Raw genomic sequence first — 16,613 nt, 5'->3', positions numbered from 1 at the left:
TGTGCTGGCTAATTGCCCGGAACCCCCGTTAATAAAAAGGAATTCGCAGTGAAGAACTTCTTTGGCGCCTCCCTTCTCGCCGCTGGCCTGACCTTCGGCAGCCTGGCCCACGCCGCCCCGACCCTGCTCAACGTTTCCTACGACGTGATGCGTGATTTCTACAAGGACTACAACGCCGCCTTCCAGAAGCACTGGCAGGCCGAGCACAACGAAAACATCACCGTGCAGATGTCGTTCGGCGGCTCCAGCAAGCAGGCACGCTCGGTGATCGATGGGCTGCCGGCGGATATCATCACCATGAACATGGCCACCGACATCAACGCCCTGGCGGACAACGGCAAACTGGTGCCCGAGAACTGGGTCACCCGCCTGCCGAACAACAGCGCGCCGTTCACCTCGGCCACGGTATTCATCGTGCGCAAAGGCAACCCGAAAGCACTGAAAGACTGGCCCGACCTGCTCAAGGACGGCGTGCAAGTGATCGTGCCCAACCCGAAGACCTCCGGCAACGGTCGCTACACCTACCTGTCGGCCTGGGGTTACGTGCTGAAAAATGGCGGTGACGAGAACAAGGCCAAGGCCTTCGTCGGCAAACTGTTCAAGCAGGCGCCAGTACTGGACACCGGCGGTCGCGCCGCGACGACCACCTTCATGACCAACCAGATCGGCGACGTGCTGGTGACCTTTGAAAACGAGGCGGAAATGATCGCCCGCGAGTTTGGCCGCGACCAGTTCGAAGTGATCTACCCAAGCGTTTCCGCCGAGGCCGAGCCACCGGTCAGCGTGGTCGACAAAGTCGTCGAGAAAAAAGGCTCCCGCGAAGCCGCCGAGGCGTACCTCAAATACCTGTGGTCGCCTGAAGGCCAGGAAATCGCCGCCGCCAACTACCTGCGCCCACGGGACCCGGCGGTGCTGGCCAAATACACCGACCGCTTCCCGAAAGTGGACTTTTTGTCCGTGGAAAAAACCTTCGGCGACTGGCGCACGGTGCAGAAGACTCACTTCAATGACGGTGGGGTTTTCGACCAGATCTATAGCGGGCAGTGAGGCACTGATCGCATAGGGTTGCCAGAGAGCTTTTGTGGCGAGGGAGCTTGCTCCCGCTGGGTGGCGAAGCCACCCTGAAAACGATGAGCGCTTCGCACTCAAGTGGGAGCAAGCTCCCTCGCCACATAAAGCGCTCATCACAGCAACCATCATCAACCACAAGCATGTCTGGTATCAGCCACAAAGCCTGTTCCAGAGCAGCACAACTCTTTAGCCTCACGCCATCTTTCCTGTTCACTGACGAGATTGCCATGAGTGCCCACCCCGCCACCCTGACCCGAGGCATGGTCCTGCTGTTCGCTTTTTGCTGCGGCGCCATCGTCGCCAACATCTACTACGCCCAACCCATCATCGAACTGATCGCCCCCGATGTCGGCCTGAGCAGCACCATGGCCAGCCTGATCGTTTCGCTGACCCAGATCGGTTATGCCCTGGGCCTGTTTTTCCTGGTGCCGCTGGGGGACTTGCTGGAGAACCGGCGGCTGATGATCATCACCACGCTGGTGGCGATTGCCAGCCTGTTGGGGGCGGCGTTCACTGACCAGCCGAATGTGTTCCTGCTGGTCTCGCTGCTGGTGGGGTTCAGTTCGGTGTCGGTACAAGTCCTGATTCCGCTGGCCGCGCACCTGGCGCCGGAGGAATCCCGGGGGCGGGTCGTCGGGGGGATCATGGGCGGCCTGCTGCTGGGGATCCTGCTGGCGCGGCCGATCTCCAGCGTCGTGGCCGATCACTTCGGCTGGCGGGCCATGTTCATCATCGCCGCCGCGTTGATGGCCGCGATCAGCATCGTCCTGGCGCTGACCGTGCCCAAGCGCCAGCCCGACCATAGCGCTTCCTATGGCCAACTGCTGGGTTCACTCGGCACCCTGCTGCGCCAACAACCGCTGTTGCGGCAACGGGCGTTCTACCAAGCCTGCATGTTCGCCACGTTCAGCCTGTTCTGGACTGCCGTGCCGCTGGAACTGTCACGCAACCATGGCCTGTCCCAGACTGAAATCGCCCTGTTTGCCCTGGTCGGCGCCATCGGTGCCATCGCCGCGCCCATCGCCGGTCGCCTGGCGGATGCCGGCCATACCCGCAACGCCTCGCTGCTGGCGATGCTGTTCGCCAGCCTGAGTTTCCTGCCGGCGTTCATCCATCCGCTCTACAGCGTGATCGGCCTGGCGGTGACCGGCGTGGTCCTGGATTTCTGCGTGCAAATGAACATGGTCCTGGGCCAGCGCACCATCTACGCCCTCGATGCCAAGAGCCGCAGCCGGCTGAATGCGTTGTACATGACCAGCATCTTCGTCGGCGGCGCCTTCGGTTCATCGATTGCCAGTGCGGTGTACGAGCACGGCGGCTGGTTGTGGGTGGTGATCGTCGGCAGCGCCTTCCCGCTGTTGGCCTTGCTGCGCTTCTTGAGTGCCTCGCGCAAGCCAGCCCTGGCCACGGCCTGAAACCCCACGCATAAAAAAATGCCCGTTCGCTTGAAGCGATCGGGCATTTTCATTGGAGCGGTCAGATCCGCACGTTGCCCCGCGGCCCGGCAATCGCCCAGATGATCAGGCCCAGGACCGGCAACAGCAGGATCAGCAGCACCCAGAGGATTTTCATCCCGGTTTCCGCGCCACTCTTGAGGACATTGATGATCGCCCAGATATCGAGCGCCAGGATAATCAGGCCGACCAGGCCGTTGAAGGTGGAACCCATGGTGTCGCTCCCAAATGGTGATGTGCCCCCTTAGGATAGCGGGCCCCCGGCATGGGTTCCGTTTTATTGCTTCAGACGTGAACCGCGACCTTGAGGGCTTCCAGGGCCGGCGCGGCGGCGATGCCGACTTCGGCACACAATTCCAGCACTCGCGGCACGTCGTTGCCGTACACCAGCACCATTTGCAACTCATCGTCGAGCAACTGGCTGAAGTTCATCAACACATAGCCACCGTTTTCCTTGTTCAAGCTGCTCATCTGGATCTGGATACGGTTGAGCGCGGTCAGGGCTTCGGTTTTCGCCAATTGCTTGGGCTTGAGGTTGAACGCCACGCCAGGGCCGAACGAGGCAACGATCTGCTCGAACAGGTCCACGTAGGTGTCCGCCTGGAACAGCACGGTGTCTGGCAGGCTGCCCGCCACCACCCATTCCCCCAACGGGATCGGGAAGGTGTCGTCGTAGTTGATATCGGGGTTGGCCGTAAGGAAAGCCGCCGGATCGGCGTAGGCCTGGGCCGCTTCGTCAGCGATTCGTTCAATGTCAGCCTCGCCAAGGCAGCCGGAGCTGATTTTGCCGATGAGTTCGATGAGGGCGGCTTTCATGGGGATGAATCCTGTGGCGAAGGGTGTTTTGAGGGCGGGCAGGATAGCGCATTCGCATGCGGATTAGGATTGGAGAAGGACCTGTGGTGAACGAGCATTTTGTGGGAGCAAGGCTTGCCCGCGATGAAAACAACGCGGTTTCTCTGGAAACGAGGTGCCTGTATCGCGAGCAAGCTTTGCTCCCACAGCCTATCAGCCCAACATCTTTTCCAACTGCGCCGTGGTGTCCACCGCGCCCATGGTCCGGGCGGCATCAAGGGCCGAGACGCCGTTGGCATCCTTGGCTTTCGGGTCGGCGCCTTTGCCGATCAGGTAGTCGACGATTTCCACCCGGTTGAACATCGCCGCCATCATCAAGGCGGTACGGCCATCGAAGGAGGCGCCTTCCACTTGCGCGCCGCCGTCCACCAGCGCCGCGACCACGGCCAGGTCGCCCTTGAACGCCGCGCCGGCAATCGGGCTCTGGCCGTTGTCGTTGCGGATTTCCGGATCGGCTTTGTGCTCCAGCAACACTTTCACCGTTTCCACATGCCCGTGGTAAGCGGCCAGCATCAACAGGGTGTCGCCCTTGTGGTTGCGCAGGTTGGGCGGCAGGCCCTTGCTCAGCAGCGCGGCCATCATGGCCGCGTCGCCCTGGCGTGCGACGTTGAACACCTGCTCGGCAAACTCGGCAGCCTCTTCCGGGGTCATCTGGCGGCTTGTATCGGACATGGGAAACTCCACTCGGCTCTTCGCAAAGCGGCTAGTTTCCCGAGGGACCTGGGCGCTGTCATCCCTTTTTTCACTGTGCCCGCCATAGCCAGAATCAATAACGCAATTGTCCGTCCTGAATCCGGGTCGCCAATTGTCGGTCGACCCGCACGTACGTATCAGTGCCCGGCAGCCAGGCATAGACCGGCTCATCCCCCATGATGCACGGGTCGAACCCTTCAGCCTTGAGGCGCGTTTTCTGGTACTTGAAGGTGCCGGTGGTATCCATCTTCACCTTGATGCGCAGGAACAGCGGCACGGCATAAGCGGGCAATTTACATTGCAGGAATTGCAGCAACTCGCTGAAGTCCAGGGTCGCCAGGGATTCGGACGGGGTGATCGCCGCCATGCCGGCACGGCCATTGGTGCCATTGATCTCCACGCCATAAGCCACCGCCTCGGCCACCTGCGGGTGTTGCAGCAAAACGTTTTCGACTTCCGTGGTGGAGACGTTTTCGCCTTTCCAGCGATAGGTGTCGCCAAGGCGGTCAACAAACCGCCCATGCCCGAAGCCGATGTTGCGCAGCAGGTCCCCGGTGTTGAAATAACGGTCGCCCGGCGCAAAGGCATCCCGGCAGATAGTCTTTTCGGTCAAGGCCTGATCGGTATAGCCGTCCAGTGGCGCCTTCTCGTCGATCCGCGCCAGCAGCAGTCCCGGTTGGCCCCTGGGTACTTTTTGCATGTGCCCTTGCAGGTTGCGCAACGGCAGGCCACTGGCATGGTCGTACTGCACCAGCTCCCAGCCCATCAGGGAGAACCCGACGGTGTTGTCGAAATTCAGGATGTTGGTGAAACCGATATTGCCGTCGCTGGCTGCATATAGCTCGCAGATATGATCGATACCGAAACGCGTCTTGAAGGCCGACCAGGCCCCGGGCCGCAGGCCGTTGCCGATCATTTTCTTTACGCCGTGGTGGCGGTCATTGGCAGCGACAGGCTGGTCGATCAGGTAGCGGCACAACTCACCGACGTAACCCAGCGTGGTCGCCCGGTAGCGGCGTACGTCACTCCAGAACTGGCTGGCGCGGAACTTGCGTCGAATCGCGAACCCCGATGCCCCACAGATCGCCGCCCCCCAACACACGCACAGGCCCGTGGCGTGGTACAGCGGCAAGGTGCAATAGACGACATCGTCGGGCTGCATGTCCAGGGCGATCAGACCGAAGCTGGTGGACGTGCGCATCCAGCGACCGTGGCGAAACACCCCGGCCTTGGGCAGCCCGGTGGTGCCCGAGGTGTAGAGGTAAAAACACGGATCGTTGCAGAAAACCTCCCGGCTGCACGCCGGGTTATCGTCCGGGTAATCCTCGCAACCGGCCAACAGGTCGATGAAACCGGACGGGGCATCGGTACTGTCCTGATCCGCCAGCCACCAGGCCCTGCTGCTCGACAGTGCGGTGCGCGCTCGCACATCGTTGAAAGCCGCGACCCGCTCATCCCCGACCACCACCGCGACCGGGTTGACCAGGGCCAGGCTGTGCACCAGCGCATCACCGGTTTGCGAGGTGTTGAGCATGGCGCTGACCGCGCCAATCTTGGCCATCGCCAGCACGCTGATCAACAGCTGTGGCCGGTTCTCGATGAAGATCGCCACGCAATCGCCCTTGCCGATGCCTTGGGCCAACAGGTAATGGGCGATGCGATTGGCCTGCGCGTTGACCTGTGCATAACTCAACACCGTATCGCCACACAGCAGTGCCGGCCCCTGGGGATTGCGTTGGGTGGCCTGCTCGAAACACCAGCCCAGGCCACATGGCTGGGTCGGGTCCTGGACATTGGCCAGCTTCATGCCCTTGACAATCCGGGGTACGACTCTGGCGATGGCGGGCAGCTTGCGCAGCATCATGCCCCAGGTAATGGCGTCGCTGGGTGTACGACTCATGGTGTTCTTCCCCGTTCGACCTCGTGGGTCTCGGTTCTTGTTATCGGGCTGGCGGTGATTTTGGCTCGAAAGTACGCTGGCGATTGCGGCGCTGTACATGCGGTTTTTGCAATGTTTTGTATCCGCTGCCGGAGGCAGGAGGTGCGTGAGCGCCGGAAAACGATTTGGTTCCAAAAATCGTTGCTCGACCCCGCAAAATGCAGGATGCACGATGACCATTCATGCAAGATGCACGAAAGCGAAAATAGAGAAAAAACATAACGTATTGTTTTTAAAGTATTTTTTATAAGAGCAAATGCTGGCACAGACAGTGCAACCACCTCTCCACGGTTTGCCACACCATGGAGCAGTCAACTATGAACATGATTCAAGAAAAGTTTGCATCCCTGTTTTCCAACTACGAAGTGACCACTCAGCCCCGCCCGGATGGCGGCATTTTGCTGACCTTGCGTAATAGTGACGGCAAGCTGTTCAAACGCACGATTTCCTATGCTCAATTGCATGCTGGGGATCAGTTGTCTTGGGCGATCAGCGCGATTCGTCGTGACTTGGCTGAACAGGCTAGCGAGTTGCCACAGATCACGTTGTTGCAGAGCCAGCATCGGTTTGCGCTGCCGACTTACCATAGCGCTTGAGTCTGCTGGAAAATCCGCTTTGCTGTTCACTTGGAAACGGCGCTTTTTCAGAGATGGGAAGCGCCGTTTTTTTGTGCGTTGGGAGAGGCTGCTTTGGTGTGTATATCCATTTCTGCGGTAACGGCTACTGACGGTTCCGCTTTTACAGCGGCTCACTTTTGAAGAGCGCAAAAGTAAGCAAAACGCTTTTGCCCCACCACTCGGTGCCTCGCTTAGGCTCGGCATGCCTGAACGAAGGCATCGTGGTTAACGGGGCGCCCGAGATCAACGTCCACCACGAGGCGGCCTGATAGCCGACCTGGCTCTTGGTGATCGCGTTTCTCCTGTGGGAGCGGGCTTGCGCGCGATAGCGGTGGGTCAGCCACATAGATGCCAGCATGTGCCCCGCTCTTGCTCTTGCTCTTGCTCTTGCTCTTGCTCTTGCTCTTGCTCTTGCTCTTGCTCTTGCTCTTGATTTGGACGCCCCGTTAAACCACGCTGGCCGAACGCAGGCATTGCGCAGTGGGCAACCCGGCATGGATGCCGGGTTAGCCGCGCTGGGCCATGGATGGCCCTTCGCGGCGGCCCACGGAGCAATGCCGGAGTGAGGGCACACCGAGCCTAAGCGAGGTGCCGAGTGGTGGGGCATGTACGGGACAACCACATGGGTTACAAAAAAGTGCATTCACATAGGTGACACTTTGATTGAAACGTAGCCGTTCTTTGCGTCCCTGGCATTGACGTGACCTAGGATCACCGGGCCGAAGATCACATTCCATACTCCGTCTTTGATCATCTCCATTCCAATAGTTTGATGCCTGAGCAGGTTCCCCACGTATATCCGCAGACCATCTCGACTAATGATTCCGCAACTATCAGCCAGGTAACACTCAACATGGCTCGCATACCCCATTTCCGGTAATTTTTCCGGGTAAGCTCGGGTTGAGGGTGTATAGCAGGAGGCCGGGGTTTGCTGGCCGAGCGCCTCGTGTCCCCGCTCGTGATTGTAGTGCTGCATAAATCGATCAAAGTGTTTTTGCTGGGCCTCCCAGGCAACGGCTGGTGGTTTGGGAAGCGTACTTTTCAACGTCCGGTGCATACGCTCATGACGCCCATTTTGATCTGGCCGACCGGGCTCAATTCGCTCGGGGATAATCCCAAGGCGTAGCCACCAGATCGACAACTGCGACAGCCCCGCACGACCCGTACTGGCAAACGGCACGCCGTTATCGGTGCGGATGCGCTCAGGCATCCCATATTCCCGAAAAACGCGCTCGAAGGTTTGCTGGGTCTCCTTGAGATTGGTGTTAGCCATGCTCTCGCAGGCAAGTAAGAAGCGACTGGCATGGTCCATGATCGTCAGCGGATAGCACCAGACACCCGCGCCGGTGAGAAATTGGCCTTTGTAATCTGCACTGAAGAGCTGGTTAGGCGTTTCGGCCTTACGCAAAGGTTTGGGGTAGACAGCGACACGCCGGCGCAACGGCCGAGGCGCGATCAAGTCCGCTGCCTTAAGGATGTTGTAGATGGTCGTTTTCGACGGCGGATCCTGCCCCGGAAAACGCTTTATCAGGTCGCTCTGGATCTTTTTAGGCCCCGGAACCGTCTCGCCAGTAGAGCGAAGCTCAATGATTGCTTGTCTCACAACCAGCGGCACCACATAGGTTTGGTTGTGCCGTCGGCGACTGCGCTCGTCGAGCCCACTGGGGCCCTCCAGTTCATAGCGCTCAACCCACTTGTAGCCGGTCTTTCGGCTGATCTGATAGTCCTGGCACAGCCGGCTAAAGCTGTGCTTTTCAGACAGATATTCAGCGATGAACATCACTTTGAGGTCCATAGGTTTCAGCTCTCTCCAAGGCATGGTCAAATCCTCGCGAAATCGACCATGCCAGTTAAAAACTGTTACCTATGTGCGTGAACTGATTTGTAACCCATGTGGGTGAGTCATACCGGCAAAGCGTTTTTGGTTACTTTTGGCGCTCTTCCAAAAGTGACCCGCCGTAAGGGCGGAACCCTAAGCCGCCGTTACCGAAATAACGGATATACACACCAACCCTAAGAACGCGGTCAATCCTCCAGACGAGGAAACCGGCGAGCAATATCATCCCCAGTAAGCTCAGCAACCAACCCCTGCGAACCACCAGACAAACGAATCGAAACAAAATACGGCCGCTCTCCCCCGTCAAACCAATGCGCCGTACCGGCAGGCACCGTGATCAAGTCATTCCTCTCACACAGCACCGCATAGACATAATCGCCAATGTGCAGGTTAAACAACCCCCGACCAGCAACGAAAAATCGTACTTCGTCCTGGCTATGGCGGTACTCATCAAGCACCCCTGCTTGTTCCGGATGATCGCAGCTGACACTGACCACATCGACCGCAACATAACCGCGCTCAGTCATCACCCCATCGATCCGAGCCTGGTAAGCCGCAATAATCTCCTCCTCACTGGCCCCAGGCTGAATGTTCGCCGCCGCTTCCCAGCGATCAAAGCGAACACCTTGCTCAGCCAAGGTCGCGGCAATGTCCTCAAAATGAGTCAACACCTTGTTCGGAATCTCAGGGCTCGAAACGTGATAGACGGACAGGCTACTCATGACAATGGCTCCAGCAAATTAACGGTTCGAAGGCTCATGGCCGGTCCTCTTGCATACGTGTCGCAATGATAACGGCTGCCGCGAAGGCCGCGAGGCTGGCAAGACTGAACGTCCAACTGGCGCCCAGGGCGTTCCAGCTGTACCCGGAGTACAACGCGCCCAAGGCCCCGCCCGTGCCGGCCAACGCTGCATACAGCGCCTGCCCCTGGCCTTGCTGGCGAGGGCCGAAGCTACGTTGCACGAAATGGATGGCGGCGGCGTGAAAGCTGCCGAAGGTCGCCGCATGCAGCACCTGGGCAAACAACAACACCCAGAGAAACTCGGCCAGCGAGCCCAACAACAGCCAGCGCAACGCCGCCAACAGGAAACTCGCCAGCAGTACCCGGCGCACGGAAAACCGCGCCAGGATCCGGCTCATCAGCAGGAAGACCAACACTTCCGCCACCACACCGACCGCCCAAAGCATGCCGATCAAGCCGCGGCTGTAGCCCAGGCGTTCGAGGTGCAACGTCAGGAAGGTGTAATACGGCCCGTGGCTCACCTGCATCAGGCCCACGCAGATGTAGAACGCCAGCACGCCAGGGTTGCGCAGTTGCCGCAGGAAGCCCTCCCCCGCGACTCGCGGTCCCTGCAATGGCTGGGCGTTGGGCACACAGAAGCTGGCAAGGACGATGCCGGCCATGATCAACACCAGTGCCAGCGGATAGATGTTCAGGCTCAGCCATTCGAACAAACGACCGAGCACGACCACGGTGATGATGAAGCCGATGGAACCCCACAGGCGGATCTGGCTGTAGCGCGAGGCCTGCCCGCTCAAGTGGGCCAGGGTGATGACTTCGAATTGCGGCAGCACCGCGTGCCAGAAGAACGCGTGCAGCGCCATGACCATCGCCAGCCAGGCGTAGCTTTTGTCGATGAAGATCAGCGAGAAGGTCAGCAGCGTGCAGATCGCGCCAAAGCGAACGATCGCCAGGCGTCGGCCGGTGTAATCCCCCAGCCAGCCCCAGATGTTCGGCGCCACGCAGCGCATCAGCATCGGGATCGCCACCAGCTCGCCGATGCGCGCCGCGTTGAAGCCCAGGTGATCGAAATACAGCGCCAGGAACGGCGCCGTCGAACCGAGCAGCGCGAAATAGAACAGATAGAAGCTGGAGAGCCGCCAGTACGGCAGTGCCGCCATGGTCGTCAGGCCACGGCGGCTGGCAGGCCGGCCATCAAAGTTGTCCCAGCACCGGGGTGCTGACGCGGACGTCGGCGTTCTGGCCGCGATGACGCAGCAGGTGATCCATCAGCACGATGGCCATCATCGCTTCGGCGATGGGCGTGGCACGAATGCCGACGCACGGGTCGTGACGGCCCTTGGTGATCACCTCGACCGGGTTGCCATGGATGTCGATGGAGCGGCCCGGCGTGGTGATGCTGGACGTCGGCTTCAAGGCCAGGTGCGCCACGATCGGCTGGCCCGAGGAAATGCCGCCGAGGATGCCGCCGGCATTGTTGCTGAGGAAACCGTCCGGGGTCAGTTCGTCACGGTGCTCAGTGCCGCGCTGGGCGACGCAGGCGAAACCGGCGCCGATCTCCACGCCCTTCACCGCGTTGATGCTCATCAGCGCGTGGGCCAGCTCGGCGTCGAGGCGGTCGAAGATCGGCTCGCCCAGGCCGGGCATCACGCCTTCGGCGACTACGGTGATCTTCGCACCGACCGAGTCCTGGTCCCGGCGCAGTTGGTCCATGTAGGTTTCGAGCTCCGGCACCTTGTCCGGGTCGGGGCAGAAGAAGGCGTTCTGCTCCACCGAGTCCCAAGTCTTGAACGGGATTTCGATGGGGCCCAACTGGCTCATGTAGCCACGGATGACGATGCCCTGGCTGGCCAGGTATTTCTTGGCGATTGCTCCGGCCGCCACGCGCATGGCGGTTTCCCGGGCCGAGCTGCGGCCGCCGCCACGGTAGTCGCGCTCACCGTATTTGTGGTGGTAGGTGTAGTCGGCGTGGGCCGGGCGGAACAGGTCCTTGATGGCCGAGTAGTCCTTGGACTTCTGGTCGGTGTTGCGGATCAGCAGGCCAATGGCGCAGCCGGTGGTGCGCCCTTCGAACACGCCGGACAGGATTTCGACTTCATCGGCTTCCTGGCGCTGGGTGGTGTGGCGGCTGGTGCCGGGCTTGCGGCGGTCGAGGTCACGCTGCAGGTCGTCCAGGGAAATCTCCAGGCCCGGCGGGCAGCCGTCGACAATGGCGACCAACGCCGGGCCATGGCTTTCGCCCGCGGTGGTGACAGTGAACAGCTTGCCGTAGGTATTGCCGGACATGCAGGGTGCTCCGTGAAAAACGCTGAGAGACTCAACCTTGGATTCGTAGTGGGCGCCAGTATACGCAGGCTCCCCGCGTAGTTCATCCTCGAACCTTATCGGCGACCACCAGTCCAACCGGCACCTTCGCAACTAATGGCGTGATGATGTTAAAGCTGCTTGCCTTAAGCCTTGCCGTGTTCACCGGCCTGTTTTCCTGCCTGGCCCAAGCCACGGTGCTGCAACGCCCGATCAGTCTCGACACCGGCAGTGGTGAGCTTTTCGGCTCGTTGTTGCTGCCCAAGTCCGACACGCCCGTGCCGGTTGTCCTGATCATTTCCGGGTCCGGTCCTACGGATCGCGACGGCAACAACCCCGAGGGCGGGCGCAACGACAGCCTCAAGCGCCTGGCCTGGGTCCTGGCCAGGCACAACATTGCCAGCGTGCGATATGACAAACGCGGTGTGGCCGCCAGCCTCGCGGCGACACCGGACGAGCGCAACCTGAGCGTCGAGGCCTATGTGGCCGATGCCGTGGCCTGGAGCCACAAGCTCGCCGCCGATCCACGCCTGGGCCCGTTGATCCTGCTGGGCCACAGCGAAGGCGCGTTGATCGCCAGCCTCGCGGCGCCCCAGGCCAACGCGGCGGCGGTGATTTCGCTGTCCGGCAGTGCCCGGCCGATCGACCAGGTTCTGCGCCAACAACTGAGCAACCGCCTGCCACCACCGCTGATGTTACGCAGCAATGAGCTGCTCGACAGCCTCAAGGCCGGGCAGCTCGACAACAACGTGCCGGCGCAATTGCAGGTCATTTTCCGCCCCAGCGTTCAGCCCTACCTGATCTCGTTGTTCCGCCAGGACCCGGCCCGGGCCTTCGCCGCGTTGAAGATGCCTGCCTTGATCATCCAGGGCAGCAACGACATCCAGGTCAGCGTCGATGATGCCCGGCAGTTGAAAGCCGCCAAGCCCGACGCCGAGCTGGCGCTGATCGAGGGCATGAACCACGTGATGCGCATCGTGCCCAACGACGTGAAACGGCAACTGGCCTCCTACAAGGACCCCGACCTGCCCCTGGCGGCCGAGCTCGGTACGCGGATTCTGCGTTTTATTGACTCGTTAGCCGCCCGTTAAGCGGTTTTAGTCGCAACTAGCCCTCCAGTCCTGGCAAAAACGGCCGATAGCACTGTGTCGGATAGCGCAATGGCTACCGACCCGCCGGCCTGGACAGGACTTTGCCGTTATGACTGAAACTCAAACTTCCCCCGACACCGCTGCCGAAGCCCCCGCCTCGACTGCGGTGGAGCTGCCGTGGGCCGACGTGCACACCGAGCATCACAAGATGCTCCGGCTGGCACCGCTCAAGACCGACCGCGCCACCGGTGTGCGGCCGCTGCGGTTTGTCGAGTTCAGCTACGTCGAGCGCCACAGCAAGGAACGCAGCCTGCTGCGCATGACCATCCAGTTGCCGAACCAGCGGGTGCGCAAGGAACAGAATCACCTGGACGTCTGGGCCGACCACGTCGAAAAACGCCTGACTTTTTCCCCGGACAACCTGCAAGTCGAGCCGTTGAACCGTGGCATCGGCCGTTTCCTGGCGGCCCAAGGTATTACCTGGGCCAAGAAACGCTGGTCTGCCTACCAGGTTGAAGGCTCCGACCTGGATAACAAGGACGCCCTGAACGAAGACACTCGCCTGCGCCGCGACCGCTTTCTCAAGGCCCAGGGTTTCGAGGTGGCCTACGCCGATGCCCAACACCTCAAGGGCAGCATCAAGCCGGCCCAGGTCGGCGATTTGATCGGCGACTGGAACACCGAGAAGCTGCAGTTCGTGACCATCCTCGAAGCTGCGCAGATGCTGCAACAAGCCGAGCAGAACCTGGCGGAACAGGAAGTCAAACTCAAGCAGCAGGAAGAAAAGGTCACCAAGTTCAAGCGCGAAGACACCGGCCTGCGCTTCACCATCACCTGCCTGGTGGCTTTCGCCATGTTCCAGGCGGGGTTGCTGATCTGGATTGCGACGCGGCATTGAACCCAACAGCGCGTGAGTAACCCTGCGGGAGCGAGCTTGCTCGCGATAGCGGTGAATCAGTCAACTTCCATGCTGCTGATCCGACGCCATCGCGAGCAAGCTCGCTCCCACAGTAGGGTTGCGGCGGAAAAATGCGGACAATCCCGTGACGAGGGAGCTTGCTCCCGCTCGGCTGCGCAGCAGTCGTAAATCTGGCAAGTACTATTTTGAGCCTTTGAAGCCACAAAAGCGGTCGCAGCAATCAAACCCGCGAAGCAAACACCGCCTGATACTGGCGGCACTGCTCGGCACTGAGCATGAACACGCCATGGCCACCACGCTCGAAGTCGAGCCAGGCGAAATCGACTTCCGGGTACAGCGCCTCGACGTGCACCTGGCTGTTGCCCACCTCGACAATCAAGAGCCCTTTCTCGGTCAGATGATCGGCCGCCTCGGCCAGCATCCGGCGAACCAGGTTCAAGCCGTCGTCGCCACAGGCCAGACCCAGCTCCGGTTCGTGCTGGTACTCCTGCGGCATGTCGGCGAAATCTTCCGCATCAACGTAGGGCGGGTTCGACACGATCAGGTCGAAACGTTGCCCCGGCAGACCTTCGAAACCATCCCCCTGAACGGTGAACACGCGCTCGTCGACGCCGTGGCGCTCAATGTTCTGGTTGGCCACTTCCAGTGCTTCGAACGACAGGTCGGCCAGCACCACCTCGGCCTCCGGGAATTCATAGGCACAGGCAATGCCGATGCAGCCGGAACCGGTGCACAGGTCGAGAATCCGGGCCGGTGCCTGGCCCAACCAAGGCTCGAAACGGTTTTCGATCAGCTCACCGATGGGCGAGCGCGGAATGAGCACGCGCTCATCGACGATAAACGACATTCCGCAGAACCAGGCCTCACCCAACAGGTAGGCCGTCGGGATGCGCTCGGCAATGCGCCGACGCAGCAGACGCTGCACATGCACCAGTTCTTCGTCTTCAAGACGGCAGTCCAGGTAGCTGTCGGCGATTTCCCACGGCAGGTGCAACGCACCCAACACCAGTTGCCGAGCTTCATCCCACGCATTGTCGGTGCCATGGCCGAAAAACAGATCCTCCCCATGGAAACGGCTGACGGCCCAACGGATATGGTCGCGCAGGGTACGGAGACGGGAAGTGATCACGGCGGCAAACTCCAGAAAAATCGACGGGCGAGTCTACCAGCCAAACGCGGCCCCACCCAAACACGCCTCGATGGCGAACGAAAAGCGCTGGACCAATCGTAGGATTTATCCGTTTTTTGCACCGCCTATTGAACGAGACGAGCATCTTGACAAGGCTGTAGGCCAGCAACGGCGGCCCTTGCGATGGAAGCGATTCACAGAACCGCTCAGCCAGAGGACAATGTCGCAAAAGCCCCACTCGAAGGAGCCCCAGAATGTCCGTTCCAAAAACGATGTTTCAACTCAGCGGCCGTGGTTATGCAGCGGCCAATCTGAGTCAAGCGACCTTGATCATCATCGATGCCCAGAAGGAATATCTCGCCGGGCCCCTGGCCCTGAGCGGCATGGATGCAGCCGTCGCGAACATCAAGCAACTGCTCGGCGCGGCCCGTGCAGCCGGTCGCCCGATCGTGCATGTGCGCCACCTGGGCACCCATGGCGGGCTGTTCGATCCACAAGGCGAACGCGGGGAGTTCATTGCCGGCCTCGAACCCCTGAGCGACGAAACCGTGGTCGAAAAGTTGCTGCCCAGCGCCTTCCACGGCACCGAGCTGAAAAAGCGCCTGGAAGACTTCGGCCCCCTGGACCTGATCGTGTGCGGGTTCATGAGCCATTCCAGCGTCAGCACCACCGTGCGCGCCGCCAAGAACCTGGGCTTTCGCTGCACCCTGGTGGAGGACGCCTGCGCCACGCGCGACCTGCCGTACAAGGGCGGTGTCCTCAGTGCCGAGCACGTTCAGCAGACCGAAATGGCGATCATGGCCGACAACTTCGCCACCCTGGCCCTGACCCGCGACTTCATCTGATGCGCCTTGATGAGCGGCCCTCCCTGCCGCTCATCCGCAAAAGCCTCTCATTTGCTGCAATTACCCTAGCCTCAGGAACAACCCGAATATCTTCCGGTCGAAGGGCCGATACCCATTGAGGAAGGTCGGAATGAAGTTATCCGATGGTTTTGACGCACGTCGCTTGCGGCCCAAGGGCCCGAGCAACTGGCGGTTTCGTTTTGGCGCGGCGATCGCTGCGCTGCTGGCAACACTCGGTGTGCTGCTGGCCATGGCCGGTGCGGCCAGCTTGCTGGGCCGTCCACCCGCATTGGGCGAGTTGAATGCCACCCCGCTGGGTTCGGCGATCTTCCTGGCAGTCGGTCTTTTCGTGTTGCTGTTGGGCGTCTGGCTCTGGCGCCGCTGCCGCCGTCGCGCCCGCCAATCCCTGGAGCTGGCCATGGCTCCGCACCTGATGAAAAAGCACGACTGATCCGCCACTCGACGTTTTGTCGCGCCTGATCCCGCCAGAGTTGGGTAAACTGGCCGGCTTCGCGGAGGCTGACATGCAAGACGACGACTTTTCCCTGTTCAAAAGTGCGATCCAGGGCGTAAAACCGATCAAACACGACCGTGCCGAGACCGGCAAGCCCAAGGCCGATCGCGCGCAAATCGCCAAGCTGCGCCAAGCCGCCACCGTGCGCACCGACGCCACGACCGTGGACGGTTTGTCCGATCAGTTCGTGATCGACGTCGGCCCGGAAGACGAGTTGATGTGGGCGCGCGACGGCGTCCAGGAAAGCCAGATGCGCAAGCTGAAGGTCGGCCAGATCCCCTTCGAAGGCAGCCTAGACCTGCACGGCATGAGCGTCGAAAAGGCCCGGGAAACCCTTTGGGCGTTCCTGGCCGAAGCCACCAAGTTCGAAATCCGTTGCGTACGCGTCACCCATGGCAAAGCCGTGCGCCTGGACGGCAAGCGACCGATGATCAAGAGCCACGTCAACACCTGGCTGCGCCAGCACCCGCAAGTGCTGGGCTTCACCTCCTGCCAAGCGAAACACGGCGGCGCCGGGGCGGTCTACGTGATGCTCAAGCGCACCATGATGGAAGGTCGCGACGAGTAGCCCTCGCTTGCCGAGCTTGCAGCGCCGTGTCCGCC

General features: G+C 60.8%; 18 protein-coding genes. 8 read left to right on the top strand and 10 right to left on the bottom strand.

The annotated features are described in order from the left end of the window. Positions 1-48 precede the first annotated feature (48 nt). Together AB4N80_RS13425 and AB4N80_RS13420 are read left to right on the top strand one after the other, a co-directional pair. The gene (locus tag AB4N80_RS13425; protein ID WP_122565977.1) at positions 49-1,047 is read left to right on the top strand and encodes a sulfate ABC transporter substrate-binding protein; all 999 of its coding nucleotides are present in this window, start codon (positions 49-51) and stop codon (positions 1,045-1,047) included. A gap of 251 nt (positions 1,048-1,298) precedes the next feature. After that, positions 1,299-2,486 (top strand): MFS transporter, encoded by a 1,188-nt coding sequence (locus AB4N80_RS13420; protein ID WP_122565978.1) that lies wholly within the window; start codon positions 1,299-1,301, stop codon positions 2,484-2,486. 61 nt (positions 2,487-2,547) lie between these two features. Here AB4N80_RS13420 and AB4N80_RS13415 read toward each other — a convergent pair whose 3' ends face one another. The 4 genes from AB4N80_RS13415 to AB4N80_RS13400 form a co-directional block, all read right to left on the bottom strand. Then, positions 2,548-2,739: a PLDc N-terminal domain-containing protein gene (locus AB4N80_RS13415; protein WP_003204476.1), complete on the bottom strand. Its 192-nt coding sequence runs from the start codon at positions 2,737-2,739 to the stop codon at positions 2,548-2,550. Positions 2,740-2,810: 71 nt separating this feature from the next. Next, positions 2,811-3,341 carry a hypothetical protein gene (locus tag AB4N80_RS13410; RefSeq protein WP_122565979.1) on the bottom strand — a complete coding sequence of 177 codons (531 nt, stop codon included), beginning with the start codon at positions 3,339-3,341 and terminating at the stop codon, positions 2,811-2,813. A gap of 192 nt (positions 3,342-3,533) precedes the next feature. Beyond that, the gene (locus tag AB4N80_RS13405; protein WP_122565981.1) at positions 3,534-4,052 is read right to left on the bottom strand and encodes an ankyrin repeat domain-containing protein; all 519 of its coding nucleotides are present in this window, start codon (positions 4,050-4,052) and stop codon (positions 3,534-3,536) included. A 94-nt stretch (positions 4,053-4,146) separates the two neighbouring features. Beyond that, positions 4,147-5,973 (bottom strand): long-chain-acyl-CoA synthetase, encoded by a 1,827-nt coding sequence (locus AB4N80_RS13400; protein WP_460082420.1) that lies wholly within the window; start codon positions 5,971-5,973, stop codon positions 4,147-4,149. A 356-nt stretch (positions 5,974-6,329) separates the two neighbouring features. Between AB4N80_RS13400 and AB4N80_RS13395 the strand changes: the two genes are divergently transcribed. Next, positions 6,330-6,608: a DUF3509 domain-containing protein gene (locus tag AB4N80_RS13395; RefSeq protein ID WP_003204481.1), complete on the top strand. Its 279-nt coding sequence runs from the start codon at positions 6,330-6,332 to the stop codon at positions 6,606-6,608. A gap of 142 nt (positions 6,609-6,750) precedes the next feature. On the opposite strand, the gene AB4N80_RS13390 is transcribed toward AB4N80_RS13395, so the two are convergent. From AB4N80_RS13390 to aroC, 5 genes are all read right to left on the bottom strand, one after another. Further along, positions 6,751-6,987, bottom strand: coding sequence for a hypothetical protein (locus AB4N80_RS13390; protein WP_460083225.1), 237 nt, complete (start codon positions 6,985-6,987; stop codon positions 6,751-6,753). A gap of 285 nt (positions 6,988-7,272) precedes the next feature. Then, positions 7,273-8,448 carry an integrase core domain-containing protein gene (locus AB4N80_RS13385; protein WP_122567194.1) on the bottom strand — a complete coding sequence of 392 codons (1,176 nt, stop codon included), beginning with the start codon at positions 8,446-8,448 and terminating at the stop codon, positions 7,273-7,275. 206 nt (positions 8,449-8,654) lie between these two features. Beyond that, entirely contained in the window at positions 8,655-9,188 is a 534-nt protein-coding gene (locus AB4N80_RS13380; protein ID WP_305482325.1) for a 1,2-dihydroxy-3-keto-5-methylthiopentene dioxygenase, read from the bottom strand. 34 nt (positions 9,189-9,222) lie between these two features. Continuing rightward, positions 9,223-10,368, bottom strand: a complete 1,146-nt coding sequence (locus tag AB4N80_RS13375) for an MFS transporter (RefSeq protein WP_122566992.1) — start codon at positions 10,366-10,368, stop codon at positions 9,223-9,225. Positions 10,369-10,402: 34 nt separating this feature from the next. Next, on the bottom strand, positions 10,403-11,494 hold the full coding sequence (gene aroC / locus AB4N80_RS13370; protein ID WP_354339703.1) for a chorismate synthase: 1,092 nt from the start codon (positions 11,492-11,494) through the stop codon (positions 10,403-10,405). A gap of 143 nt (positions 11,495-11,637) precedes the next feature. Between aroC and AB4N80_RS13365 the strand changes: the two genes are divergently transcribed. Next, positions 11,638-12,603: an alpha/beta hydrolase gene (locus AB4N80_RS13365; protein WP_122566990.1), complete on the top strand. Its 966-nt coding sequence runs from the start codon at positions 11,638-11,640 to the stop codon at positions 12,601-12,603. Between the two features lie 109 nt (positions 12,604-12,712). Beyond that, positions 12,713-13,501: a hypothetical protein gene (locus tag AB4N80_RS13360; RefSeq protein WP_122566989.1), complete on the top strand. Its 789-nt coding sequence runs from the start codon at positions 12,713-12,715 to the stop codon at positions 13,499-13,501. 241 nt (positions 13,502-13,742) lie between these two features. Here the strand turns inward: AB4N80_RS13360 and prmB are convergent, their stop codons facing one another. Continuing rightward, positions 13,743-14,651 (bottom strand): 50S ribosomal protein L3 N(5)-glutamine methyltransferase, encoded by a 909-nt coding sequence (gene prmB, locus AB4N80_RS13355; protein WP_122566988.1) that lies wholly within the window; start codon positions 14,649-14,651, stop codon positions 13,743-13,745. A gap of 254 nt (positions 14,652-14,905) precedes the next feature. On the opposite strand from prmB, the gene AB4N80_RS13350 reads away from it, so the two are divergent. The 3 genes from AB4N80_RS13350 (at position 14,906) to AB4N80_RS13340 (ending at position 16,578) form a co-directional block, all read left to right on the top strand. Beyond that, positions 14,906-15,496: a cysteine hydrolase family protein gene (locus tag AB4N80_RS13350; RefSeq protein WP_122566987.1), complete on the top strand. Its 591-nt coding sequence runs from the start codon at positions 14,906-14,908 to the stop codon at positions 15,494-15,496. Positions 15,497-15,626: 130 nt separating this feature from the next. Next, positions 15,627-15,947 (top strand): hypothetical protein, encoded by a 321-nt coding sequence (locus AB4N80_RS13345; protein ID WP_460082413.1) that lies wholly within the window; start codon positions 15,627-15,629, stop codon positions 15,945-15,947. A 73-nt stretch (positions 15,948-16,020) separates the two neighbouring features. After that, the gene (locus AB4N80_RS13340; RefSeq protein ID WP_003204497.1) at positions 16,021-16,578 is read left to right on the top strand and encodes a Smr/MutS family protein; all 558 of its coding nucleotides are present in this window, start codon (positions 16,021-16,023) and stop codon (positions 16,576-16,578) included. Positions 16,579-16,613 lie beyond the last annotated feature (35 nt).

It is taken from the genome of Pseudomonas sp. H3_A02, assembly GCF_054671965.1.
This window is presented reverse-complemented; position numbering and strand designations above follow the sequence as displayed.